The organism is Kribbella pratensis (assembly GCF_004366075.1).
Classification (GTDB): domain Bacteria; phylum Actinomycetota; class Actinomycetes; order Propionibacteriales; family Kribbellaceae; genus Kribbella; species Kribbella pratensis.
In genome coordinates, this window is record NZ_SODU01000001.1 from 90,342 (window position 1) to 114,927 (window position 24,586).

Here is a 24,586-nt window from a genome sequence, read left to right on the forward strand (position 1 = left end):
CTGGGCGGCGGCCCCGTTCGTTCGAAGCCCGTATGTCCACAGGCGAGAGAACTGATGACGGGAGAGATCGATGGGTCTCGGAGACAAGGCGAAGCACACCGCGGAGGCGGCGAAGGGCAAGATGAAGGAGAAGACCGGCGACGCGACTGACAATCGCGATCTGCAGGCCGAAGGGCAGGCGGAGAAGACCAAGGCCGACCTGAAGCAGGCCGGCGAGAAGGCAAAGGACGCCTTCAAGGACTGACCCCTCCCGCAAGGAACTCCCGGATCCCCACTCCTCACGGGTGGGGATCCGTCGCGTTGTGCGCACCCTCCGTTCGCCGCCCGGCCCGCTGCCACGGCCAGCTCGACCAGCCGGCCGACGCCGATCCGTCTGCTGAGTCACGGTTCGGTGACGTCAGCGGTACGGCATGAGCATGCTCGGTCTGGTGAGTATGTTTCAGTTGTTAACGTGTCCATAGATGGGTGAAGACTTTCCGCGTGCCGGTCGCGGGGGCGGAGGCAATTCCTCCAGGGATCGCGCTGTGCGCGGAATGCCCTTTCCAGGAACGATGTTCGGCGATGCGTCGCCAAGGTCCGATTGATCGCCGTTACGAGAACGTGACGCGTGGATGTCTGGTTGATGTCTTGACCAACCGGAATGTGAGCGCAAACATGTGAGCGCTAACAATCCGATCGGGCCCTGGAGGGGAAGAGTTGTGAAGAAGAGGTTTGTGGCCACTCTGAGTGGGGCCTTGCTGATGCTCGGCCTCGCGGCGTGCGGCGGACAAGGAGCGGGCGCGACTACCGACACCGCGAGTCAGCAGCCCAAGGATCTGACCATCGGGGTATCGATGCCGACACAGACGTCCGAGCGCTGGATCGCCGACGGCAAGGCGGTGAAGGAGAAGCTCGAGGCGAAGGGATACAAGGTCGATCTGCAGTACGCGAACGACGACATCCCGACCCAGTCGCAGCAGGTGGACCAGATGATCACCCAGGGCGCCGACGTGCTGGTGATCGCCGCGATCGACGGCACCGCGCTGAGCAGCCAGTTGCAGGCTGCGGCCGACAAGAAGATCCCGGTGATCGCGTACGACCGGCTGATTCGCGGCAGTCAGAACGTCGACTTCTACGTCAGTTTCGACAACTACAAGGTCGGCGTCGCCCAGGCCAAGGCACTTCTCCGCGGGCTGGGTCTGGAGAACGCGGACGGCTCGAAGGGCACCAAGACCGGGCCGCTCAACATCGAGGTCTTCGCCGGTTCGCTGGACGACAACAACACGCACTTCTTCTTCCAGGGCGCCATGGACACCCTCAAGCCGTACATCGACAACGGCACGCTGGTGGTCAAGTCGAAGCAGACCAAGCTCGAGCAGGTCGCGATCCTGCGCTGGCAGCAGGAGGCCGCGCAGAAGCGGATGGAGAACCTGCTGACCTCGAGCTACAACGACGGCGCCAAGGTGGCCGGCGTCCTCTCGCCGTACGACGGCATTTCGCGCGGCATCATCACCGCGTTGCAGAACGTCGGTTACGGTACGGCGGCCAACCCGATGCCGGCGATCACCGGTCAGGACGCGGAGATCGCGTCGGTCAAGCTGATCAACACCGGTGTCCAGAGCTCGACGATCTTCAAGGACACCCGGTTGCTGGCCGCTCAGGCCGTCAACGCGTCGGTGGCGTTCCTGGAGAAGAAGGAGCCGGAGGCGAACGACACCAAGTCGTACGACAACGGCGTGAAGGTCGTCCCGGCGTACCTGCTGCCGATCCAGACCGTCTTCAAGCAGGACATCCAGAAGCAGCTCGTCGACTCCGGTTACTACACGGCCGCCGAGGTCGCCGCCGGTCAGGCGAAGTGAAGCCCGGCCGGGTCCCGGCGGTATGCGAACCGCCGGGGCCCGGCCGCGATCCGATGTGGATGGTGTGGCCGTGAAGGAGGCTGAATGAACGACGTGCTGCTCGAGATGCGGGGAATCACCAAGCGTTTCCCCGGTGTCACGGCTCTCGAGGACGTGTCACTCGCCGTACGGCGTGGGGAGATCCACGCGATCTGTGGCGAGAACGGTGCCGGCAAGTCGACGCTGATGAAGGTGCTGTCCGGCGTCTACCCGACCGGTAGCTACGAGGGCGAGATCAGGTTCGACGGAAAACCCGTGCACTTCGGTGGCATCCGTGACAGCGAAGCCGTCGGGATCGTCATCATCCATCAGGAGCTGGCCCTCGTGCCCTACCTGTCGATCGCGGAGAACATCTTTCTCGGCAACGAACGCCGCGGCCGCGGCGGGCTGATCGACTGGAACCGGGCCAACGCCGAGGCCCGCGAACTGCTGACGTCGGTCGGGCTGGACGAGAACCCCGTGTCGCCGGTGATCCAGCTCGGAGTCGGCAAGCAGCAGTTGGTCGAGATCGCCAAGGCCCTGTCCAAGGAGGTCCGGCTGCTGATCCTCGACGAGCCGACCGCCGCGCTCAACGACGTGGACTCGGCACATCTGCTCGAGCTGCTCCGGCGGCTCCGGGACCGGGGGATCACCTGCATCATGATCTCCCACAAACTCAGCGAGATCACGGCGATCGCCGACTCCACCACGGTGATCCGGGACGGAAAGACGGTCGAGACTCTCGACATGAGCTCCGGGGACGTGACCCAGCAGCGGATCATCCGCGGCATGGTCGGACGCGACATCGACAGCTTCTATCCGGACCGGGTCTCCGAGCCCGGGCCCGAAGTGCTGCGGATCGAGAACTGGACTGCGTGGCATCCGGTCCAGCAGCGCAAGGTCGTCGACGGAGCCTCCCTCAACGTGCGGGCCGGCGAGGTCGTCGGCATCGCCGGACTGATGGGCGCGGGACGCACCGAACTCGCGATGAGCGTCTTCGGGCGCTCGTACGGGCGCAATATCAGCGGCCGGCTGTACCTGCACGGCAAGGAGGTCCGGGCCCGAACCGTGGCCGAGGCGATCTCCAACGGCATCGCCTACGCCACCGAGGATCGCAAGCGGTACGGGCTGAACCTGATCGCCGACGTCCGGGCCAACGTCTCCGCCGCCGCACTAGGCAAGCTGGCCCGGGCCGGCTGGATCAACGGCAACGAGGAGATCAAGGTCGCCGAGCAGGGCCGGCGGGACATGAACATCAAGACGCGCACCGTGCTGGACACCGTCGGCACCTTGTCCGGGGGCAACCAGCAGAAGGTCGTGCTGTCCAAATGGCTCTTCACGGATCCGGACGTGCTCATCCTGGACGAGCCCACGCGCGGTATCGACGTCGGAGCCAAGTTCGAGATCTACACGATCATCAACCGGCTCGTAGCCCAGGGGAAGGCGGTCATCGTCATCTCCTCCGAACTCCCTGAACTGCTGGGGATGTGCGACCGGATCTACACGTTGTCGGCCGGACGGATCACTGGCGAGTTGCCGGTCGGCCAGGCCACCCAGGAAGACCTCATGGCGCTCATGACGATGGAGAAGGAGCTCGCCGGATGACCAGCACCGAACCAACCGCTCGACCACAGGACGCACCGGCGGAGAGCGCCCCCGCCGCCGCGCTGCACGTCGGTACCAGCGATCCGCTCACCTTGCTGACGCGCAACCTGCGGCAGAGCGGCATCTACATCGCCTTCGTCGTGATCGTGGCGCTGTTCGCGTTCCTGACCGACGGTGTCCTGCTCAGCCCGGGCAACATCACCAACATCGTGCTCCAGTACTCCTACATCCTGGTGCTCGCGATCGGCATGGTGATCCTGATCATCGCCGGCCACATCGACCTGTCGGTCGGGTCGATCGTCGCGTTGACGGGCGCGGTGTCCGCCGTACTGGTCATCCAGCACGGACAGCCGTGGTGGGTCGGCGTGGTCGCGGCCGTCGCGGTGGGTGTCGCGGTCGGGGCCTGGCACGGCTTCTGGGTGGCGTACGTCGGTATGCCTGCGTTCATCGTGACGCTGGCCGGCATGTTGCTGTTCCGTGGCCTGACGTTGCAGGTGCTGGACAACGTCTCCTTGTCGCCGTTCCCGGCCGACTACCAGAAGGTCGCCAGCGGCTTCCTGAACGGCCTGATGGGCGGGCAGGGGTACGACGCGTTCACGCTGCTGATCGCCGGGATCGCGGTCGCCGGGTACGCGGTCAGCGTGTTCCGCACCCGGTTGGCGCGGATCCGCTACCAGCAGCCGGTGGAGTCGTTCCCGCTGTTCGTGGCTCGCGTGCTGGTGGTCGCCGCGGTCGTCATGTACTTCGCCTGGCAGCTGGCTCATGCCCGCGGTCTGCCGATCGTCCTGATCATTCTGGCCGTCCTCGTGATCGCCTACGGGCTGATGACGAACAACACCGTCTTCGGCCGCCAGGTCTACGCGATCGGCGGCAACCTGTCGGCCGCGATGCTGTCCGGTGTGAAGGTCCGCAAGGTCAACTTCTGGATCTTCGTGAACATGGGCTTCCTGGCCGGGATCGCCGGCGTCATCTACTCGTCGCGGTCCAACGGCGCCCAGCCCGCGGCCGGCAACATGTTCGAACTCGACGCCATCGCCGCGGCGTTCATCGGCGGCGCCGCCGTCGCTGGCGGCGTCGGCACCGTGGTCGGGGCGATGGTCGGCGGTCTGATCATGGCGGTGATGAGCAACGGTATGCAGTTGATGGGTGTCGACCAGTCGACGCAGTCGGTCGTGAAGGGCCTGGTGCTGCTGCTGGCCGTTGCCTTCGACATCTACAACAAGCGCCGCGCCGGCGCCTCCCGCTGACGAAGGAGCCCTATGGATCGCCCCGTGGTGGGTTCGGGACCAGCAGATCTCGGGGCGACCCGCTCCCTCGGTATGGCGGACGTCGCGGCCCGCGCCGGGGTTTCGCACCAGACGGTGTCGAGGGTGGTCAACGCGCAGCCGAACGTGGCTGCCGCGACCCGCAAGAAGGTGCTGGACGCGATCGCCGAGCTCGGCTACCGGCCCAACAGCGCGGCCCGGGCCCTGGTGACCGGGTCGTCGCGCACGATCGGCCTCGCGATCGCCAACGTGAGCCAGTACGGACCCGCCCAGACCTTGCTGGGTCTGGAACATGCGGCGCGCGAGGCCGGCTACTTCCTGACCGTGTCGGTACTCGACGACGACAGCCCCGGCAATCTGATCGAGGCCGTCGAGCGGTTGGCGACGCAGTCCGTCGCCGCCATTGTTGCGTTGAGCACCTATGAGGGTGCTGTTCGCGCCTTGCCCGTGGTGAATCCGAGAGTGCCGCTGATCACCGTCCAGGCGGAGCGTGGCGGGCAGGACCTCGCGGTCTGGGTCGACCAGGAGACCGGCGCCGCGCTCGCCACCAAGCATCTCCTCGACCTCGGGCACCGCACTGTGCATCACGTGAGAGGGCCGGCCAACGCCCTCGAGGCCGACGCCCGGCAACGTCGCTGGCGGATCGAGCTCGAGTCGGTCGGCGCTCCGGTGCCCCCTGTGCTGCACGGTGACTGGTGGCCGCCGACCGGTTACCTGGCTGGTCGCGAGCTGATCGCACGGCGTCGCGGGGGAGAGGAGGTCACAGCCGTCTTCGTCGCCAACGATCAGATGGCCCTGGGCCTGCTCAGCGCGTTCGACGAAGCTGGGATCCGGGTTCCGGACGACATCAGTGTCGTCGGATTCGACGACGTCCCCGAGGCGCCGTACTACGCGCCGCCCCTGACGACAGTTCGGCAGGACTTCGCCGAACTGGGCCGGCGCGTCGTCCAGGCGGTCCTCGCGCGCATCGGTGGTACGTCGGTCCAGCCCGAACCGGTGCAACCGCGTCTGATGGTCCGCAGTACGACCGCCCCGCCACAGGCTGCTCGGCCGGGCATCCGGGGGTCAGCGGCGCCGCGCACCTAGTATTTCCCCATGGCGAGAGCAAGCGAGGGGCTTGGGCGAGCTCCGAGCATGACCGATGTGGCCGCTGCGGCAGGCGTCTCGCACCAGACCGTATCCCGGGTGCTGAACGGATCGGAGCTGGTGCGGGACGAGACCCGCACCCGCGTGCTGGCGGCGATCGCCGAGTTGGGCTACCGGCGCAACAACGCGGCCCGGCTGCTCGTGACGAACAGGTCGCACCGCATCGGGATGATCTCGGCTCATCTGGTGCTGCACGGGCCGAGCATGATCGCTGTGTCGGTTCAGGACGCCGGCCACAAGGCGGGGTACGACGTCTCGCTCGTCGCGGTCGAGGACTTCACGGCGCAGTCGCTCCGGGAGGCCGTCGATCGCCTGCTCGACGAGGCTGTTGAGGCGATCGTCGTTGCCGTCGCCCATCGCGAGGCACTCGGGCAGGTCAGGTCCCTCGAGATGCCCGTACCCCTGGTCGTCGTCCAAGGCGTGAGCGACGGACAGCGGATGGCGGTGGGAATCGACCAGGAGGCGGGTGCCTGCCTGGCGGTGGAGCATCTGCTCGACCTCGGCCACCGCCACGTCGCCCATGTCACCGGGCCGCTGGAGTGGGTGGAAGCCGGCCAGCGGCGTGCGGGCTGGCGGAGCGCGCACGAGCAGCGCCATGTTCTGCCCGGACCGGAGCTCTCCGGCGACTGGTCGCCGGAGAGCGGGTACCAGGCGGGTCTGCGGATCGCCGAGGATCCGGACGTGACGGCGGTCTTCGTGGCCAACGACGGGATGGCCATCGGGTTGATGTACGCCTTGCACGAGAAGGGCCGCGACGTCCCCGGTGAGATCAGTGTCGTGGGATTCGACAACGTGCCGGAGGCGCGGTACCTCTGGCCGGCTCTCACGACCGTCGACCAGGAGTTCTCCCTGCTCGGCCGGCGAGCTGTCGAGCTGACCCTGCGGGCGCTCGGCGGTGAGGTCGATCCGTCGGCCGAGCTGATCCGTCCGGCACTCGTCGTACGCGACTCCACGGGACCACCGCGGTACTGACAGTTAGCGCTAACAGGCACTGTCCGAATGGTTGTTGGCGTTGTTGACAAGCTAGAATGTTAGCGTTCACAATCTCGGCACTGATGCTGTTCCTGCGCATCATCAGAGAGGATCTGTGCATGAGCCCCGAAGACCAGTACGTCGTCGGAGTCGACTTCGGTACGTTGTCCGGCCGCGCTGTTGTCGTTCGCGTGAGTGACGGGGCCGAGCTCGGTACCGGCGTCCACGAGTACGCGCACGCGGTGATCGACGACCGGCTGCCGGCGACCGGTCTGCGGTTGCCGCCGGAGTGGGCCCTGCAGGTCCCCGACGACTACCGCGAGGTGCTCAGGACCGCCGTCCCCGCGGCGATCGCCGCGTCCGGGATCGACCCGGCGCGGGTGATCGGAATCGCTACCGACTTCACCGCCTGCACGATGGTTCCGTGCCTCGCCGACGGTACGCCGCTGAACGAGGCCGACGGGTTCGCGGACAGACCGCATGCGTACGTCAAGCTGTGGAAGCACCACGCCGCGCAGTTGCAGGCCGACCGCATCAACGAACTCGCCCGCGAGCGGGGCGAGGACTGGCTGCCGCGGTACGGCGGATTGATCTCGTCGGAGTGGGAGTTCGCCAAAGCGTTGCAGATGTTCGAGGAGGACCGCCCGCTCTACGACCGGATGGAGCGCTGGGTCGAGGCGGCCGACTGGATCGTGTGGCAGTTGTGCGGGCGCTACGTCCGCAACGCCTGCACCGCGGGCTACAAGGGCATCCTGCAGGACGGCCGGTATCCGTCGACGGACTTCCTCGAGGGCCTCGCGCCCGGTTTCGGGCGCTTCGTCGAGGACAAACTGGAGCACCCGATCGGGCAGCTCGGCTCCGCCGCCGGACAGTTGACTGCCGAGGCAGCTGCCTGGACCGGCCTCCCTGAAGGGATCGCGGTCGCCGTCGGGAACGTCGACGCGCACGTGACAGCGCCCGCGGCGCAGGCAGTGGATCCGGGGCAGATGGTCGCCATCATGGGTACGTCGACGTGTCACGTGATGAGCGCGGACGCGCTGCGTGAGGTGCCCGGCATGTGCGGTGTTGTCGATGGCGGCATCATCGCGGGCCGCTGGGGCTACGAGGCCGGCCAGAGCGGTGTCGGCGACATCTTCGGCTGGTACGTCGACAACGCCGTACCGCCGTCGTACCACGAAGCTGCTGCCGCCGCGGGGGAGTCGTTGCACGAGCACCTGACGAGGCTCGCGGCCGATCAGGCGGTAGCCGAGCACGGGCTGGTCGCGCTCGACTGGCACAGCGGCAACCGGTCGGTGCTCGTCGACCACGAACTCTCGGGACTGGTCGTCGGCCAGACGTTGGCGACTCGCCCCGAGGACGGCTACCGCGCCCTGCTCGAGGCGACCGCGTTCGGTACCCGCGTCATCGTCGAGACGTTCGCGAACAGCGGCGTACCGGTCAAGGAGCTGATCATCGCCGGCGGGCTCGCGAAGAACGCCCTGCTGATGCAGATCTACGCCGACGTCACCAGGCTTCCGCTGTCGATCATCGATTCCGAACAGGGGCCGGCGCTGGGTTCGGCCATCCACGCGGCGGTCGCCGCCGGTGCCTATCCCGACGTCCCGACGGCGGCCAAGAGCATGGGCAAGGTCCGGCGCGGCGTCCACCTCCCGGACGAGGAACGGGCTAGGGCCTACGACGAGCTGTTCGAGCTGTACCTCGAACTGCACGACTACTTCGGGCGGAACACCAAGTTGATGCGGAAGCTGAAAGCGATCCGGCGTAGGGCGGTGGAGACCAAGTGAGCGCGATCGCGGACGTTGCCGACACGCTCACCCGGCTGCGGGCCGAGGTGTGTCAGCTGCATGCGCATCTGCCTGCCTACGGGCTGGTGGTGTGGACGGCGGGCAACGTCTCCGCCCGGGTTCCCGGACACGACCTCATGGTGATCAAGCCGAGCGGGGTCGCCTACGACGAGCTGACACCGGAGAACATGGTTGTCTGCGACCTCGACGGCAAAGTCGTCGACGGTGAGCACGCGCCGTCCTCGGACACCGAGGCGCAGGCCTACGTCTACCGGGAGATGCCGGACGTCGGCGGTGTGGTGCACACCCATTCGCCGTACGCCGTCGCGTGGGCCGCGCGCGGCGAAGCGATCCCGTGTGTCACGACGATGTGTGCCGACGAGTTCGGCGGCCCGATCCCCGTGGGGCCGTTCGCGATCATCGGAGACGACTCCATCGGCCGCGGCATCGTCGAGACGCTCCGCGGCTCGCGTTCGCCCGCCGTGCTGATGCAGAACCACGGCGTCTTCACCATCGGGCCGACCGCCAAGGCCGCCGTCAAGGCGGCTGTCATGTGTGAGGACGTCGCCCGGACGGTGCACCTCGCCCGGCAACTCGGCGAGCCGATCCCCATCGACCAGTCGTACGTCGACCAGCTCTTCGACCGCTACCAGAACGTCTACGGACAACGATGACCGCTGCTCTGTGCTGGTCAGATCCCGGAAGGACCGCATGACTGTGAACACCACTGAGACCGCTCGCGAGGTCTGGTTCCTGACCGGCAGCCAAGGCCTGTACGGCCCTGGCACCCTCGAGCAGGTCGCCGAACAGTCTCAGGCGGTTGCCAAGCGTCTCGCCGAAGCCGGCCTGCCCGTGGAGATCGTGTGGAAGCCGGTGCTGCTCGACGCCGATGCGATCCGCCGGCAGATGCTGGCGGCGAACAGCGCGCCGGAGTGCGTCGGCGTCATCGCGTGGATGCACACTTTCTCGCCGGCCAAGATGTGGATCGCCGGACTCGACGCGCTCCGCAAACCGCTGCTGCACCTGCACACGCAGGCCAATGTCGCGTTGCCCTGGTCAACGATCGACATGGACTTCATGAACCTCAACCAGGCCGCCCACGGCGACCGCGAGTTCGGCTACATCCAGTCCCGGCTGCAGGTGCCGCGCAAGACCGTGGCCGGGCATGTCGAGTCTGCTTCGGTCCAGCAGCGGGTCGGGCACTGGGCTCGTGCGGCGCTCGGCGTCGCCGAACTTCGCTCGCTCAAGCTCGCGCGCTTCGGCGACAACATGCGCGACGTCGCCGTGACCGAGGGAGACAAGGTCGAGGCGCAGTTGCGGTTCGGCGTGTCGGTCAATACCTACAGCGTCAACGAGCTCGTCGCAGCGGTCGACGGCGTCTCGGGTGACGAGGTCTCCACCCTGGTGGACGAGTACGTCGAGACGTACGCCGTCGTACCGGAACTGCTGCCCGGCGGCGAGCGGCACGAGTCGCTGCGCTACGGCGCACAGATTGAGCTGGGGCTGCGATCGTTCCTGACCGACGGCGGGTTCGGAGCGTTCACCTCCAACTTCGAGGATCTGGGCGGACTCCGCCAGCTGCCTGGTCTGGCCGTGCAGCGGCTGATGGCCGACGGCTACGGATTCGGCGGTGAGGGGGACTGGAAGACCTCGGTGCTGCTGCGTGCCAGCAAGGCGATGGCCGACGGGCTGCCGGGCGGCACGTCCTTCATGGAGGACTACACGTACCACCTGGTGCCGGGGGAGGAGAAGATCCTCGGCGCCCACATGCTCGAGGTGTGTCCGTCGCTCACGTCGGCCCGCCCGTCGCTGGAGATTCACCCGCTCTCGATCGGCGGCCGCGAGGATCCGGTCCGGCTGCGCTTCACCGCCGACCCGGGAGACGGTGTCGTGGTCGGGATCGCCGACCTGGGCGACCGCTTCCGGCTCACGGCCAACGTCGTACACCTCGTCGAGCCGGACGAGGCGCTCCCGCGGCTCCCCGTCGCCTGTGCGGTGTGGAAGCCCGAGCCGTCCCTGTCTACCTCGGCCGAGTCGTGGCTGGTTGCCGGCGCACCGCATCACACGGTCCTGACGACCGCCCTCGACCGGGAGGTCTACGAAGACTTCGCCGACATGCTGTCCGTCGAGCTGGCCGTCATCGACGCGTCGACCACCGTGCGCGAGTTCCAGCGCGAACTCCACTGGAACGACGTCTACCACCGCCTCAGCAGAACCCGCTGAAGGAGGTTGATCTGCGCCATCAACCCGTGATGCAACTGCCGTCGGGCCCGCCTGGTGCATGGTGGTGGGAGGACGCGGGGTAGGAGGTGCGATGCGGCTGCGCGGGAAGGTTGCGTTGGTGACTGGCGGGTCCGCGGGGATCGGGGCTGCTGTGGTGGAGCGGCTCGCTGCGGCTGGGGCCCAGGTGGTCGTGCATGGACGCGACGCTGAGCGGAGCGCTGCGGTTGCCGAGAGGGTGGGCGGTGCCGTTGTGCTGGGAGATCTGGCCGTGCCTGGCGTGGCGGCCGAGGTCGCCGAAGCGGCGATCGCCGTCCACGGGCGTGTCGACGTCCTGGTCGCGAATGCCGGCGCCGGCTGGTCGGGGCCGTTCACGAAACTGAACGGCGACGAGCTCGAGCGGCTGGTCATGCTCGACCTGCTCGCACCACTGCACCTGGTTCGTTGCCTCCTTCCCCCGATGATCGAGCGGCGAAGCGGTCACATCGCGCTCGTCGGGTCGGTCGCCGGGCGTACGGCGGTCGCCGGCGAGGCCGTCTACGCCGCCACCAAGGCCGCTCTGGACATCTTCGCGGAGAGCCTCCGCCTGGAACTTCGTGATACCGGTGTCGGTGTGAGCCTCATCGTCCCTGGCGTCGTGGACACCGCGTTCTTCACCGCCCGCGGCCGGCCGTACGAGCGGAAGCGCCCCCGCCCGGTGTCCGCAGCCACAGTCGCGCAGGCGCTGGTCGATGGCATTGCCAACGACCGCGCAGAGGTCTGGGTGCCGGGCTGGCTCCGCGTCGCGCCGGCCGTGCGTGCGTTGGCGCCCGGCCTCTACCGACGACTTTCCGCTCGGTTCGGCGAGCAGGCGCCGGGGAGATGAAAGGCACCGTCGTAGCGTCCGCGGACGCTTTCTTCCTGCACATCGAGCGTATGGGCGCAGCGCAACATGTCGGCGGTGTCGTCGTCCTCGAACCCACCGATCAGCGACCCACGCTGGACGAGGTCCGGACTCTGGTGGCCAGTGACTTCGCGCGACTGCCACGAATGCATCAGCGCCTCGCACCGCCGACGCGCTGGCGCCGTCCGCGCTGGGTCGAGGCGGAACATGTCGACCTCGATTGGCACGTAGTCGAGCACCGGTCGCCTGCTGGGTACACCGGCCTGCTGCGGCTCATCGGCGATCTGGCGGAACAGCCGATGCCGCGGGACCGGCCGCTGTGGCGGATCGTGCTCGTTCGCGACGTCGGTCCCGACGGCGCCGACGCCCTGGTTGTGCTCGTTCACCATGCGATTGCCGACGGCATCGGAACGGTGCTGCAGGCCATGAGCCTCTTCGAGCCTCGCATTTCGATCGCCGTGCCGACCGGTCCCAGGCCCCGTCGACCGGCACGTGCGGCGGCCATCGCGGCCGGTCTGGCCCAGCTGGCGACCGACGGCACCGCGAAGCCGTTGCCGGGCGGCTCGTTGCGCCGCGACTTCGCGACGGCCGACGTCCAGTTCGACGTCGTACGACGGATCGCGGCAACCCGGGGCGTACGGGTCACAGACCTGTTGATCGCACTCCTTGCCGACGGCGTGCACGCTGTGTCGCCGAGGCTCCCGCAGGCCATGCGGTTCTCCGTGACGACCATGGTGCGGACGCCGGACACCGCGGCGGAAGGCAACGCGACCGCGGCGGTCATCGTCGAGGTTCCGGTGGACGGGAGGCCGTTCGACGAACTGGTCGCCGAGGTCGCCACGCGGACCGCCCGGCTGCGGCGGCCCACGCGGGCGCTCGCGTCGCGGTTCGTGATGGCGACCGGGCTGCGGGTCGTACCGGAGCCGTTCGCGGAGTGGTTCGCGCGCACCGTGTACGGTCCACGATTCCTGCACGCAGTGGTCTCGAACATGCCCGGTCCGACGGTCCCGATGACGTTCGCCCACGTCCCGCACCGCAGCGCGTACCCGATCCTGCCGCTGGTGCCGGGTACGCCGCTCGCGGTTGGTGCGCTGAGCTGGTCCGGCGTCCTCGGCATCGGCCTGGCGACCGACCCCGAGTTGATCGACGGTACGGCGCTGGCCGCTCATGTGCAGCGGACGCTCCGGGAGCTGAGCACCGGGTCAGGGCCCGGGCCACTCGAGGGCCAGGAAGAGGCGGGCGCGTGAGTCCGGGTCGTCCAAGCGGTCGCCGTACAGGGTTCTGAGCCGCGCCATCCGGTACCGCACTGTCTGGGGGTGGATGCTCAGCTCGTCTGCGATCGCGTGCCGGTCGCCGAAGTGCCGAAGCCAACTGGCCAACGTCTGTGCGAGCCGTTCGCGGGCCGCGGCGGTCTCACCGGCGAGTGGCGCGAGCATCTCGTCGCGGAGCGCGGCGACCAGGGCCTCGTCGCGCCACACGATCAGCGCGTCCAGGTGCTCGTCGGCGAACACCGGGTCGTCGGAGAGTACGCCGGTACTCCGCAGCCGGACCGCGATCCGGGCGATCTCCAGGCTGCGCGGAAGTTGCGCCAGGGCGACGGCGTTGCCGACCACCGCGCCCATCCCGGCGAGCTCGCGACCGAGCTGCAGCCGGCGTCCCGGACCCGACGGTTCCGGAACGATCGCGCCGACCAGCAGGCCGTTGCGCCGGATCGGCAGCGCGCCGGGCTCGAGCCGCGCGACCAGCGTGCCCGCGGGCTGGTGGTCGCCGCCGTAGATGACGACTGCGGCGGTCTCCGGGATCCGCCAGGCCGCCTGCCGTGCGGCGGTGCGGATCGCTTCGGTACTCGCCCGGCCGGACAGCAGCAGGCTGGCCAGCTCCTCGCGACGCCGCTCCCGGGCCAAGGCATCGTCGAGCTGTTCCTGCAGATAGCCGTTCGCAGCCGAGAAGGACAGTTGGTTGACGAAGACGAACACCGAGTCCGCCAGCGCGGCGAGATGGTCCGGCGCGAACTCCAGCCGCAGCGCAGTGGCCGCGACGTGCCGCCACGCGACCCGAGCACCGAGCTGGAAGGCGGTGAGCAGCCGGGTCAGATCGGTGCCCTCTCGCAGCTGGCGGCGACCGATCTCCTCGAACACCTCGCGGACGCCTCCGTCAGCCCGTTCGGCGTGGTCGAGCGTGGTCTGCCCCGGGCTGCTGAGGTTGGCGATCGACATGTCGAGCAGGCGGTGGACGAACAGTTCCGCGGGCCCGAGCACGACGTCCCGGTCGGTGTCCAGGAACGCCGCGTAGTCCGGCCAGTGCTCGGCCAGCCGGTCGCGGACCTCGTCGAGCAGATCAGGGAGGCCTGTGAGCAGAGCCGCCTCGAGGCCGGCGCGGTCGAAGGTGGCGATGGTCATGCGATGACTCCCACCGAGAAGCTCAGGGAATGCGCATCGAGCCAACTGTAACGCGGTGACAAATTCCGGTCGCCCGAATGTGCACGATCGGGGCAGAGTTGGCAGGAAACCGCTTCCGATCATGGAAAGGTGCATCCAGACGGGCTGCAGAGAGAACTCGGTAGGAGGGAACAGGGCGAGAACTTCCCTGTCGCGTTGAAGCTCCTCCCCGGCGCACCGCGGGAAGGCCTGCATGCCATCTACGCCTACGCGCGGACGGTCGATGAGCTGGGCGACAGCCTCCCCGGAGACCGTACGGCGGCCTTGCACGCCTTCGCGGACGACCTGGACCGTATCTGGACCGACCGCCACCCGGCGCACCCCGTCCTGCGCCGGCTGGAACCGGTCGTCCGCGCCCACGGCCTGCCGGCCGATCCGTTCCACCGCCTGATCCAGGCCAACCTGCAGGACCAGACGGTGACGCGCTACCGCACCTTCGACGATCTCGTCGGCTACTGCCGGCTGTCCGCCGATCCGGTCGGCCGGATGGTGCTAGGTGTCTTCCATGTCAATGATCCCGAAACCGAGCGGCTGTCCGACCTGGTGTGTACCGCGTTGCAGCTGGTCGAGCACTGGCAGGACGTCGCGGAGGATCGCCGGGCCGGACGGATCTACCTCCCGCAGGAGGACCTGACGTCGTACGGCGTCCCCGAGAGTGACCTCGACCAGCCCGCGGCGTCGGAGGCGCTGCGGCGGCTGATGATTTTCGAGACCGATCGGGCCGCGAGGATGCTCGCCGAAGGGGCCGCGATCGTGCGGCGGCTGCACGGCTGGGCGCGGGTATCGGTCGCCGGGTTCGTGGCCGGCGGGCAAGCCACGGTACGGGCGTTGCGCCGTACGGGCGGCGACGTACTGGCACACGAGGCGCGGCCGTCGAAGGCCGAAACGGTCCGTCTGTTGATCAAGGCGGTGGCGCGATGAAGCCGACGGTTGCCGAGGCCTACGCCGCCTGTTTGGACATCACCAGAGCGGAGGCGCGCAACTTCTATTACGGCATCCGGCTGCTACCGCCTCCGAAACGCAATGCCTTGTCGGCGCTGTACGCACTCGCCCGGCGGATCGACGACATCGGCGACGGCGACCTGCCGTTGGAGGACAAGCGAAACGCGCTCGCCGGGGTCCGCAAGGATCTCGGCCGGCTCGACGACCTGGACGAACCGGTGTACGTCGCGGTGGCCGACGCCGCCCGTCGGTACCCGGTCCCGCTCGGTGCCTTCGAGGAGCTCGTCGCGGGGGTCGAGACGGACCTGTGCGACGTACGCATCGCGGACTTCGATGAGCTCGTCGTGTACTGCCGCCGGGTCGCGGGATCCGTCGGTCGGCTCTGCTTGTCCATCTTCGGTCCCAGCACCGGGGGCACCGACTTCGAGACCCTCGCGCTGTACGCCGACCAGCTCGGCATCGCTCTGCAGCAGACCAACATCCTGCGCGACATCCGCGAGGACTTCACCAACGGCCGGATCTACCTTCCGTCCGACGAGCTGGAGCACTTCGGCGCCCGGGTCGCCCTCGACGAGCACGGCGCGCTCGATGACCCGCAAGGCCGGCTGGCCGGGTACATCCGGTACGCGGCCGGCCGGGCACAGGACTGGTACTCGCTCGGCTGGCGGCTGCTGCCGTACCTCGACCGGCGCAGCGGTGCGTCCTGCCGCGCGATGTCCGGTATCTACCATCACCTCCTGCGCCGGATCGGCGCGAACCCTGTCCTCGTCTATGACCAGCGGTTGTCGCTGTCGGCGGGCGAGAAGGCCCAGGTCGCTCTCGCATCGTTGGCCGGACGACGGAAGTCGGTGCCGTCATGAAGCGGGTGGCTGTCATCGGCGGCGGACTGGCGGGGATCACCGCTGCGCTCGAGCTGGCCGATGCGGGCTGTGCGGTGGCGCTGTTCGAGGCGCGGCCGAAGCTCGGCGGGCTGACACACTCGTTCGAACGGCACGGTCGGTGGATCGACAACGGCCAGCACGTGTTCCTTCGGTGCTGTACGTCGTACCTGCGGCTGCTCGACCGTTTAGGGGTGCGGGATCAGGTGCAGCTGCAGCGGCGGCTCGATGTACCGGTGCGAAGCGGCCTGCACAGCGGTGTAGGGCGGATCCGGCGGAACGGGATGCCTGCGCCGCTGCACCTTGGGCCTGCGTTGGCGTCGTACCGCTGGTTGAGTGTCGCGGAACGGGTTGCGGCGATGCGAGCGGCGCTGGCGATCGCACGGGTGGACCGTACGACTGCCGAAGCGGATGCACAGTCGTTCGGGGAGTGGCTGGCGGCGCACGGTCAGAGTCCGCGCGCGGTGGAGGCCTTGTGGGAGCTGATCGGGATCGCGACGCTCAACGCCCGGGCTGACGATGCGTCGCTGGCGGTGGCGGCGACGGTGTTCCAGCTCGGACTGCTCGAGCGGAGCGATGCCGCGGATATCGGATGGTCGTTGGTGCCGTTGCAGCAATTGCACGGTGATGCTGCGGCGCGGGTGTTGATGGCTGCGGGCGTCGCGGTGCGGTTGCGGGCCCGGATTCGTGCCCTGGAGGAGGGCGACGGTGCATGGGCGATCGAGGGGGAGGAGTACGACGACGTCGTACTGGCGGTGCCGCCGGCCGAGGCTGCAGGACTGCTGCCGGACGGTGCGGTGGAGCTGCCTGCAGGGTGGGCGGAGGCACTCGGTAGTTCGCCGATCGTCAATGCGCACGTGATTTTCGATCGGGCTGTGCTGCACGAGCCGTTCGTCGCCGGTGTCGACAGCCCGCTGCAGTGGGTGTTCGACCGGACGGTGCAGAGCTGCGGGGGAGTTCATGGCGACAGGGATGAGCAGTACCTCGCCGTCTCACTGTCGGCGGCGGACGAGCTGATCGACGCTCCGGTCGCGGACCTGCGTGAGGTGTTGGTGCCTGCTCTCCGGCAGTTGCTTCCCGCGGCTGCCGACGCGCGTGTGAAGGAGTTCTTCGTGACCCGAGAACGACATGCCACCTTCCGGGCGGCACCTGGCTCCGGCCGGCTCCGTCCGGGTGCGACCACGGCCCGCGCGGGCCTGCATCTCGCAGGTGCGTGGACCGCGACCGGCTGGCCCGCCACGATGGAAGGCGCCGTACGCAGCGGCGAGGCCGCGGCAGCCTCGGTGCTACAGACCTCAGCACTGCCGGTCGCGTCATGACCGCCGTCGATCCGATGCCGTCGGCAACCAAGGTTCCGGATCTGTTGGCCCGTGCGCGGGACCTGGTCGAGCCTGCGCTGCGGCAGGCCGTGACCCGGCTCGACGACCAGACCCGGCTGGTCGCGTCCTACCACCTCGGATGGTGTGACGAGGACGGCCGGCCGACGACCGGCAGCTCTGGCAAGGCGATCCGGCCGGGGCTGACGCTGCTCGTCACCGAGGCGGTCTGCGGTACGCCGGATCCGGGTGTGCCCGGTGGTGTCGCGGTCGAGTTGGTGCACAACTTCTCGCTGATCCACGACGACCTGATGGACCGCGACAGCCGGCGCCGGCACCGCCGGACCGTCTGGGCTGTCTGGGGCGACGCCACCGCGATCCTGGTCGGGGACGCGCTGGCCTGTCTCGCCGACGAGGTGCTCGCGGAATGCGGCTCGCCGTACGCTGCCCGAGCCGGTCATGCACTGGCGGTCGCGACGCGGGAGCTGATTCGCGGACAGGTTCTCGACGTGGCCTTCGAGCAACGAGACGACGTCGGCCTGGCGGAATGCGTGGACATGGCCGTCGGCAAGACCGGCTCGTTGCTCGGGGCATCGGCCGAGCTCGGGGCGATCCTGGCCGGTGCTGACCCTGCGACGTGCGAGGCGTTCCGGAGATACGGGCGGGAGCTGGGGCTGGCGTTCCAGCTCGTCGACGACCTGCTGGGCATCTGGGGTACGCCGGAGCAGACCGGCAAACCGGTGTTCTCCGATCTGCGGGCGCACAAGAAGACGCTGCCGGTCGTGTGGTCCCTCGAGTACGGCGGGACGCCTGGGCAGGAACTGGCTGCGTGGCTCGCGGAGACCGGGGACCCGTCCGAGGACGACCTGCAGCACGCCGCCGTACTCGTGGAACGTGCGGGCGGACGCGAGTGGGCGATGGCCGAGGCCGCGGAGCGGGTGCGCCGAGCTGGCAGGGCCTTGTACGTCGGGGGCGTCCAGCCGGCCAACCGTGAGCAGCTCGATCAATTGGCCCAGTTTGTCGCGGAGCGTCAGCTGTGACCGCCGAACGGGTGGCCGAGGAGTCGCGGGCCGACGTACAGGTGCAGGAATGCCTGGACGCCGCGGTGGCGTACCTGCGGTCGTTGCAGCACGAGGACGGATGGTGGAAGGGCGACCTGGCGACGAACGTGACGATGGACGCCGAGGACCTGATGCTGCGGCACTTCCTCGGAGTGGCGACGGCGCGGACGGACGCGGAGACGGCGCGATGGATCCGGTCGCAGCAGCGTGACGACGGGACGTGGGCGACGTTCCCCGGCGGGCCCGGGGACCTGTCGACGACGGTCGAGTCGTGGGTCGCGCTGCGGATGGCGGGGGAGGATCCGGAGGCGCCGCACCTGACGAAGGCGGCCGAGTTCGTCCGATCGGCGGGCGGGGTGGAGAAGGCCCGGGTGTTCACGCGCATCTGGCTCGCGCTGTTCGGGCTGTGGCCGTGGGACGCCTGCCCGGGCCTTCCGCCGGAGCTGATCTTCCTGCCGCGCTGGGCGCCGTTGAACGTCTACAACTGGGCGTGCTGGGCCCGTCAGACCATCGTGCCGCTGACCATCGTGAGTGCGCATCGCCCGGTCCGGCCGGTCGGCTTCACGATCGACGAACTGTTGTCGGGTCGTGCAGCGTCGGCGCATGCTCCGCTGTGGAACCTCGAAGGAGCGTTTCAACGATTGGACGTCGTACTGAACGCCTACACGCGGTGGGGGCCGCGCGGGCCGCTGAAGGCAGTGCGCCGGTTGGCGATGCGGCGGGCCACCGAGTGGATCGTGGCTCGGCAGGAGGCGGACGGCGGTTGGGGCGGCATTCAGCCCCCGTGGGTCTATTCGCTGATCGCGCTGCAGTTGATGGGCTATCCGATCGACCATCCCGTGATGGCCGCGGGGCTGCGTGGGCTGGAAGGGTTCACGGTGCACGAGGAGACGGCCGACGGGCCAGTGCGCTGGTTGGAGGCCTGCCAGTCGCCGGTGTGGGACACCGGGCTCGCGGTGGCCGCGCTGCTCGATGCCGGCGTACCCGGGGACGACCAGACGGTGCTCAAGGCAACTGATTGGCTACTGGCCGAACAGATCGACGCGCCGGGTGACTGGCAGGTCCGGCGGCCGGAACTGGTGTCGGGCGGGTGGGCGTTCGAGTTCGCGAACGACGGTTATCCCGACACCGACGACACCGCAGAGATCGTCCTCGCACTCCGTCGGGTCGAGCATCCCGAACCGGAGCGATTGCGGTCAGCGCTGGACAACGCGGTCGCGTGGACGACCGGCATGCAGTCGGCCGACGGGGGATGGGCTGCGTTCGACGCCGACAACACGGACACGACTGCGCTGAAGTTGCCGTTCTGCGACTTCGGTGCCGTGATCGACCCGCCGTCGGCCGACGTCACCGCGCACGTGGTGGAGATGCTGGCGGCGGAAGGGAAGGTTGACACGGACGAGTGCCGGCGCGGCGTTCGGTGGTTGCTGGCCGCGCAGGAGGACGACGGATCCTGGTTCGGTCGCTGGGGGACGAACCACGTGTACGGCACGGGGGCGGTGGTCCCGGCTCTGATCGCGGTCGGGATGCGGACTGACGATCCCGTCATCCGGCGGGCGGTGCGATGGGTGGAAGAGCACCAGAATCCGGACGGTGGCTGGGGCGAGGATCTGCGCTCGTACGTCGACCCGTCCTGGATCGGCCGAGGTGACTCCACGCCGTCGCAGACCGCGTGGGCCCTGCTGACCTTGCTGGCCGCCGAGTCCCGTGGCGAGGCCGTGCAGCGGGGACTCGCGTACCTCGTCGACACGCAGCGACCGGACGGCGGCTGGGACGAGCACCGGTACACCGGCACAGGGTTCCCCGGCGACTTCTACATCGGCTACCACCTGTACCGCTTGGTCTTTCCGATCTGGGCCTTGGGCCGCTACCTGAGGAGCACGCGATGAGCGGCGTCGTCTGCACGCCTCTCTACGCCGAGTGGCTGGCGCTCCGAGCGGCACGCCCCGTTCACACCGGCCGTTCTCGCGGATCCCGGCACGAAGGCCCGGTCCTCGTTGCAGGGGTCGCCGGCGCGCTGGTCGACGGAATCGCCCCGGGAGACCTGGTCGTTGCGACCGAGATCCAACACCACCAGCGAACAGTGAGCTGTGATGCCGCTCCTTTTGTCGTGGGGGAGTTGCGTCGGCGGGGGTTCACCGTGCATGCGGGGCGTGTCGTGACCACTGATCACGTTGTTGACTCGCCCGCGGAGCGGGCCGCGTTGGCGGCGCAGGGAGCTGTTGCCGTTGACACCGAGTCGGCGCTGCTGGCCGGCGGCGACGGGCGGACCGTGGTGGTTCGCGCGGTGGTGGATACGCCGGGGCGGCCCCTTCGGGCGTGGGGGATGCCCGCGCGCGGAGTGCGTGCACTGCGAGAGTTGCGGCGTACGGCGGGAGTGATCAACGCGTGGAGCGCGGCCACTGGTGAGCGAGAGGTGCTGCTGGCCGGGCCGCGGTCGTTCTGCGCTGGTGTGGAGCGGGCAATCGAGACGGTCGAGCGAGCCCTGGAGCGATTCGGTGCGCCGGTGTACGTACGCCGGCAGATCGTCCACAACCGGCACGTCGTCAGCGACCTCGAACGCCGCGGCGCGGTATTCGTCGAGGAGGTCGACGCGGTCCCGGAAGGCAGCCTGCTCGTGCTCGCGGCGCACGGCGTCGCTCCCGCGGTACGCGCCCAGGCGGCCGAGCGTCAGCTCCGCGTCGTCGACGCCACCTGCCCACTGGTCGCCAAGGTCCACCAAGAAGTACGACGGTACGCCGACCACGACGACACCGTCGTACTCATCGGGCACGCCGACCACGAGGAGGTCGTCGGGACGACGGGCGAGGCGCCCGGCCACGTGCTCGTCGTCGCCGGACCCGCCGAGGCCGAAACGATCCAGGTGCCGGACCCGACCAGGGTCGCCTACGCGATGCAGACCACCCTCGCCGTCGAGGAAGCCTCCGAAACCGCTGCCGTCCTCCGACGGCGATTCCCGGCGCTCAAAGGTCCTCGCACCGACGACATCTGCTACGCCACCAGCAACCGCCAGGCGGGCGTCCGCGCCATCGCCAGGCAGTCCGACCTGGTGATCGTGCTCGGTTCCCAGAATTCGTCGAACTCCCGCCGGCTTGCCGAGGTCGCAGAGGCTGCGGGAGCCCCCGCAGTCCTCATCGACGACGCCACCGAGCTGGAGCTCGCCCGCTTGGCCGGCGCGACCAGGATCGGCATCACAGCAGGCGCGTCCGCCCCGCCAACACTCGTCGACGAACTTGTCCGCTGCCTGTCGGGCCTGGGGCCGGTCATGGTGACCGAGGCCGGCGAGCTGACCGAGGACATCCGTTTCGCGCTACCGAAAGAGGTGAGTCAGGCGTGACCATGCCGCTGCGGCAGTCCATCCGCCTGGGCAGCTACCTGATGAAACAGAAGCTTCGGCGCCGGGAGAAGTTCCCGATCCTGCTCGAGCTCGAGCCGCTGTACGCGTGCAATCTGAAGTGTGCCGGCTGCGGCAAGATCCAGCAGACCCACGACTGGCTGAAGCAGCGGATGCCCGTCGAGCAGGCCGTCGCGGCGGTCGAGGAGTGCGGTGCGCCGATGGTGTCGATCGCCGGCGGCGAACCGCTGATGCACAAGGAGATCGACGAGATCGTCCGGCAACTGCTGGCGCGGAACAAGATCGTGTTCCTCTGCACCAACGCCGTACTGCTGCCGAAACACCTGCACAAGTTCACGCCACACCGGAACTTCGCCTGGATGGTCCACATCGACGGGCTGCGGGACCGTCACGACCAGTCGGTGTGCAAGGACGGCGTGTTCGACCAGGCGGTCGACGCGATCAAGCAGGCGCAGGCGGCCGGCTTCCGGGTGATGACCAACACGACGTTCTTCGACACCGACAGCCCGCAGGACGTGATCGACGTCCTCGACTACCTGAACGACGACCTGCACGTGGACAACATGCAGATCTCCCCGGGGTTCGCGTACGAGAAGGCGCCCGACCAGGAGCACTGGCTCGGCCCGGACGAGACCCGGCAGTTGTTCCGGAAGGCGTTCGGCGACGGGCGGCGGAAGCGCTGGCGGCTGAACCACTCGCCGCTGTTCCTCGACTTCCTGGAGGGCAAGGTCGACTTCGACTGTACGGCGTGGGCGATCCCGCTGTACTCGCTGAAGGGCTGGCAGCGGCCCTGTTACCTGATGGACGACGGGTACGTCGAGACGTACCAGCAACTCCTCGACGAAACCGACTGGTCCAAGTACGGCCGCGGCCGCGACCCTCGCTGCGCCAACTGCATGGCCCACTGCGGCTACGAACCAACCGCCGTAGTAGCAACCCTGGGCTCCCTCCGAGAATCGATCCGCGCAGCCATCAGTTAGCCCGTGGGCCGCCGGGCCGCTCCAGCTTGCCCATCCCGGCCTACGCGTCGCACTGTAGCGGTACAAGGTCCAGTCGCCGGGCCCTTCCGCTGCAGTGCGTGCGGGCGCACGATGAGTCATGAAGACCATCGCTGCACTGCCCGACGGTTACACCGTCCGTCCGGCTGAGCCGGCCGATGCCGAGGCGCTGTTCGACATGCTCGCGGCCTACAACACTGCGGTGGTCGGGTTCGCCGACACAACGTTGCAGGAAGTCGCCTACTGCATTGACAGGCCCGGCTTCGACCGGACGATCGACGGCTGGCTCGTGCTCGCCGCGGACGGCCTGCCGGCCGGGTATGCGACCACGCTCGGCACAGGTGATCGTCGGCAGATCGACATCGAAGTGGCGGCGAAGGACCCAGAGGTCGCCGGCTGGCTGGTCGATCGGACGACGCAGCGCGCCCAGGAGATGGGACGCGAGCGCGGCCATGCCGAGGTCACCGTCGACGCGTTCGTCTGCCGGACAGACGAACCGCTGCGCGCGCAGCTGTCCGACCACGGCTTCACCACAGGTACGTCGTACCACCGGATGCGGATCGACCACACCGGACCAGCTGCCACCCCGGCTGTCTCCCAGGACGGGCCCGTCGGCGTCGTGGTCCGCCGCGGGGCCTTCGACGACGCCACCCGCTGGGCCGCACACGAGGTCATCAACGAGTGCTTTCGCGGCCAGTTCGGCTGGGTCGAAACTCCCCACGAGGCGTGGCTCGAGGCGAACTACGACTTACCCATCTTCGAGTGGGCCCAGCTCACCCTGCTCGAGGTTGACGGCCGGGCGGTCGCGGTCCGCGTGTGCAGCGACAAGTACGTCGAGACTGAGAACTGCGGCTACATCGGCATGCTCGGCGTGGTCGAGGAGTTTCGGGGGCGGGGTCTGGCCAAGTTCCTGCTGCACGACGCCTTCGCCCTCGACGCAGCCATCGGCCGGGCCGGCACGATCCTGCATGTCGACACGAACAACCCGACGCCTGCACTCGGCCTGTACCTGTCAGTGGGCATGAACGCCACCGTAGTCTTCGACGGCTGGCGCCGTGTTGTCCCCGTCGCCTAGCTCGGCGAAGCGGGCACCGACCGAGGGGCTGACGGGGTTCTGAAAGGTAGGGGCATGTCCGATCGCCCCTGCTCTTGCCACCCGCCGGTTTGCGCGGTGAGAACCTCCGAGTGTGCCAAGCACACGTTGCAGAAGATCTGCACCGACGGCCTGATCGCTCAGGACGACCAATGGTGGGATCAGATCATCTGGGTCATCGGCGCACGGCACCATCACCTGGTGACCGGCGACGCGGAGTTCGCGGCCGATGCTTTCCGGATCGGCGCGGCTTCCCTGGACATCCTCCGGCGTGATCGCTTCGACAGCCGGTCGGGCCTCTACCGCGGTCCGGCCCTCACGCAGGACGGCAGCGCCGGCTACCCGGAACCGCCGTACCAGCTACTCGCAGCCGAGGTCGGCGCGGATCCGGAACCGTACGCCGCCCAGCGGGCCGAACTCGTTGCCGCCATCAACGACCATCTCTGGTCGGACAAGCTCGGCACGTACGGCTATTTCCTCGGACCCGACGGCCTTGATCTCCATCAGGAAACCGCTGGGCTCGCGCTGGTGATCGAGTTCGGCATCGCCGAGGCGGAGCGCGCAGCGGGGATCGTCGGGGGCACCCACCGCGAGCCTTTCGGCGTGGTGAACGTGTGGCCGCACTTCGCCCGCTTCAGCCCTCCGACTCGTCCACGAAGGTCCGTTCGGGCTCAGGTTCGGTGCCGACGGCATCACGATCCGGCCGACCGTGCCGACGACGTACGCCGGTGAGTGGTCGCTGCAATCGCTTCGTCACCGAGCAGCGACGCTCGA

General features: G+C 68.6%; 21 protein-coding genes. 20 read left to right on the plus strand and 1 reads right to left on the minus strand.

Going from position 1 to position 24,586, the window contains the following annotated elements; genetic code table 11:
* Window positions 1-70: 70 nt before the first annotated feature.
* The 11 genes from EV137_RS00460 (at window position 71) to EV137_RS00510 (ending at window position 12,978) form a co-directional block, all read left to right on the plus strand.
* The gene (locus EV137_RS00460) at window positions 71-244 is read left to right on the plus strand and encodes a CsbD family protein (RefSeq protein WP_133790049.1); all 174 of its coding nucleotides are present in this window, start codon (window positions 71-73) and stop codon (window positions 242-244) included.
* A 469-nt stretch (window positions 245-713) separates the two neighbouring features.
* On the plus strand, window positions 714-1,838 hold the full coding sequence (gene chvE, locus EV137_RS00465; protein ID WP_238175003.1) for a multiple monosaccharide ABC transporter substrate-binding protein: 1,125 nt from the start codon (window positions 714-716) through the stop codon (window positions 1,836-1,838).
* Window positions 1,839-1,922: 84 nt separating this feature from the next.
* Entirely contained in the window at window positions 1,923-3,461 is a 1,539-nt protein-coding gene (gene mmsA / locus EV137_RS00470) for a multiple monosaccharide ABC transporter ATP-binding protein (protein WP_134125728.1), read from the plus strand.
* Window positions 3,458-4,708, plus strand: a complete 1,251-nt coding sequence (gene mmsB, locus EV137_RS00475; protein WP_134005008.1) for a multiple monosaccharide ABC transporter permease — start codon at window positions 3,458-3,460, stop codon at window positions 4,706-4,708. Before mmsA ends, mmsB begins: the two co-directional genes overlap by 4 nt.
* Before the next feature lie 12 nt (window positions 4,709-4,720).
* Complete coding sequence (locus EV137_RS00480; RefSeq protein ID WP_134125730.1) at window positions 4,721-5,812, plus strand: LacI family DNA-binding transcriptional regulator; 1,092 nt, start codon at window positions 4,721-4,723, stop codon at window positions 5,810-5,812.
* A gap of 48 nt (window positions 5,813-5,860) precedes the next feature.
* The gene (locus EV137_RS00485) at window positions 5,861-6,844 is read left to right on the plus strand and encodes a LacI family DNA-binding transcriptional regulator (RefSeq protein ID WP_134005004.1); all 984 of its coding nucleotides are present in this window, start codon (window positions 5,861-5,863) and stop codon (window positions 6,842-6,844) included.
* A gap of 119 nt (window positions 6,845-6,963) precedes the next feature.
* On the plus strand, window positions 6,964-8,628 hold the full coding sequence (araB, locus tag EV137_RS00490) for a ribulokinase (protein ID WP_202870779.1): 1,665 nt from the start codon (window positions 6,964-6,966) through the stop codon (window positions 8,626-8,628).
* On the plus strand, window positions 8,625-9,302 hold the full coding sequence (locus EV137_RS00495; RefSeq protein ID WP_134125732.1) for an L-ribulose-5-phosphate 4-epimerase: 678 nt from the start codon (window positions 8,625-8,627) through the stop codon (window positions 9,300-9,302). The genes araB and EV137_RS00495 overlap by 4 nt, the downstream gene beginning before the upstream one ends.
* Window positions 9,303-9,339: 37 nt before the next feature.
* Window positions 9,340-10,851, plus strand: a complete 1,512-nt coding sequence (gene araA, locus EV137_RS00500; RefSeq protein WP_134125734.1) for an L-arabinose isomerase — start codon at window positions 9,340-9,342, stop codon at window positions 10,849-10,851.
* Between the two features lie 91 nt (window positions 10,852-10,942).
* Complete coding sequence (locus EV137_RS00505; protein WP_134125736.1) at window positions 10,943-11,713, plus strand: SDR family NAD(P)-dependent oxidoreductase; 771 nt, start codon at window positions 10,943-10,945, stop codon at window positions 11,711-11,713.
* On the plus strand, window positions 11,710-12,978 hold the full coding sequence (locus tag EV137_RS00510) for a wax ester/triacylglycerol synthase domain-containing protein (RefSeq protein WP_134125738.1): 1,269 nt from the start codon (window positions 11,710-11,712) through the stop codon (window positions 12,976-12,978). The genes EV137_RS00505 and EV137_RS00510 overlap by 4 nt, the downstream gene beginning before the upstream one ends.
* Here EV137_RS00510 and EV137_RS00515 read toward each other — a convergent pair.
* Window positions 12,934-14,130, minus strand: coding sequence for a PucR family transcriptional regulator (locus EV137_RS00515; RefSeq protein ID WP_134004992.1), 1,197 nt, complete (start codon window positions 14,128-14,130; stop codon window positions 12,934-12,936). The two genes, EV137_RS00510 and EV137_RS00515, sit on opposite strands and share 45 nt — an antisense overlap.
* Window positions 14,131-14,259: 129 nt before the next feature.
* On the opposite strand from EV137_RS00515, the gene hpnC reads away from it, so the two are divergent.
* The 9 genes from hpnC (at window position 14,260) to EV137_RS00560 (ending at window position 24,544) form a co-directional block, all read left to right on the plus strand.
* The gene (gene hpnC / locus EV137_RS00520; protein ID WP_134125740.1) at window positions 14,260-15,090 is read left to right on the plus strand and encodes a squalene synthase HpnC; all 831 of its coding nucleotides are present in this window, start codon (window positions 14,260-14,262) and stop codon (window positions 15,088-15,090) included.
* Window positions 15,087-15,971 carry a squalene/phytoene synthase family protein gene (locus EV137_RS00525; protein ID WP_134125743.1) on the plus strand — a complete coding sequence of 295 codons (885 nt, stop codon included), beginning with the start codon at window positions 15,087-15,089 and terminating at the stop codon, window positions 15,969-15,971. Before hpnC ends, EV137_RS00525 begins: the two co-directional genes overlap by 4 nt.
* Window positions 15,968-17,308: a hydroxysqualene dehydroxylase HpnE gene (gene hpnE, locus EV137_RS00530; protein WP_134125745.1), complete on the plus strand. Its 1,341-nt coding sequence runs from the start codon at window positions 15,968-15,970 to the stop codon at window positions 17,306-17,308. The genes EV137_RS00525 and hpnE overlap by 4 nt, the downstream gene beginning before the upstream one ends.
* A complete protein-coding gene (locus EV137_RS00535; RefSeq protein ID WP_134004984.1) occupies window positions 17,305-18,345 on the plus strand; it encodes a polyprenyl synthetase family protein in 1,041 nt (346 codons plus the stop codon). The genes hpnE and EV137_RS00535 overlap by 4 nt, the downstream gene beginning before the upstream one ends.
* Entirely contained in the window at window positions 18,342-20,255 is a 1,914-nt protein-coding gene (gene shc / locus EV137_RS00540) for a squalene--hopene cyclase (protein WP_202870780.1), read from the plus strand. The genes EV137_RS00535 and shc overlap by 4 nt, the downstream gene beginning before the upstream one ends.
* Window positions 20,252-21,703: a 4-hydroxy-3-methylbut-2-enyl diphosphate reductase gene (gene ispH, locus EV137_RS00545; protein ID WP_134125747.1), complete on the plus strand. Its 1,452-nt coding sequence runs from the start codon at window positions 20,252-20,254 to the stop codon at window positions 21,701-21,703. The genes shc and ispH overlap by 4 nt, the downstream gene beginning before the upstream one ends.
* A gap of 2 nt (window positions 21,704-21,705) precedes the next feature.
* A complete protein-coding gene (gene hpnH / locus EV137_RS00550; RefSeq protein ID WP_238157439.1) occupies window positions 21,706-22,701 on the plus strand; it encodes an adenosyl-hopene transferase HpnH in 996 nt (331 codons plus the stop codon).
* Between the two features lie 118 nt (window positions 22,702-22,819).
* On the plus strand, window positions 22,820-23,794 hold the full coding sequence (locus EV137_RS00555) for a GNAT family N-acetyltransferase (RefSeq protein ID WP_134125750.1): 975 nt from the start codon (window positions 22,820-22,822) through the stop codon (window positions 23,792-23,794).
* A gap of 96 nt (window positions 23,795-23,890) precedes the next feature.
* Window positions 23,891-24,544 (plus strand): glucosidase family protein, encoded by a 654-nt coding sequence (locus EV137_RS00560; protein ID WP_134125752.1) that lies wholly within the window; start codon window positions 23,891-23,893, stop codon window positions 24,542-24,544.
* The last annotated feature ends 42 nt before the right edge of the window (window positions 24,545-24,586 follow it).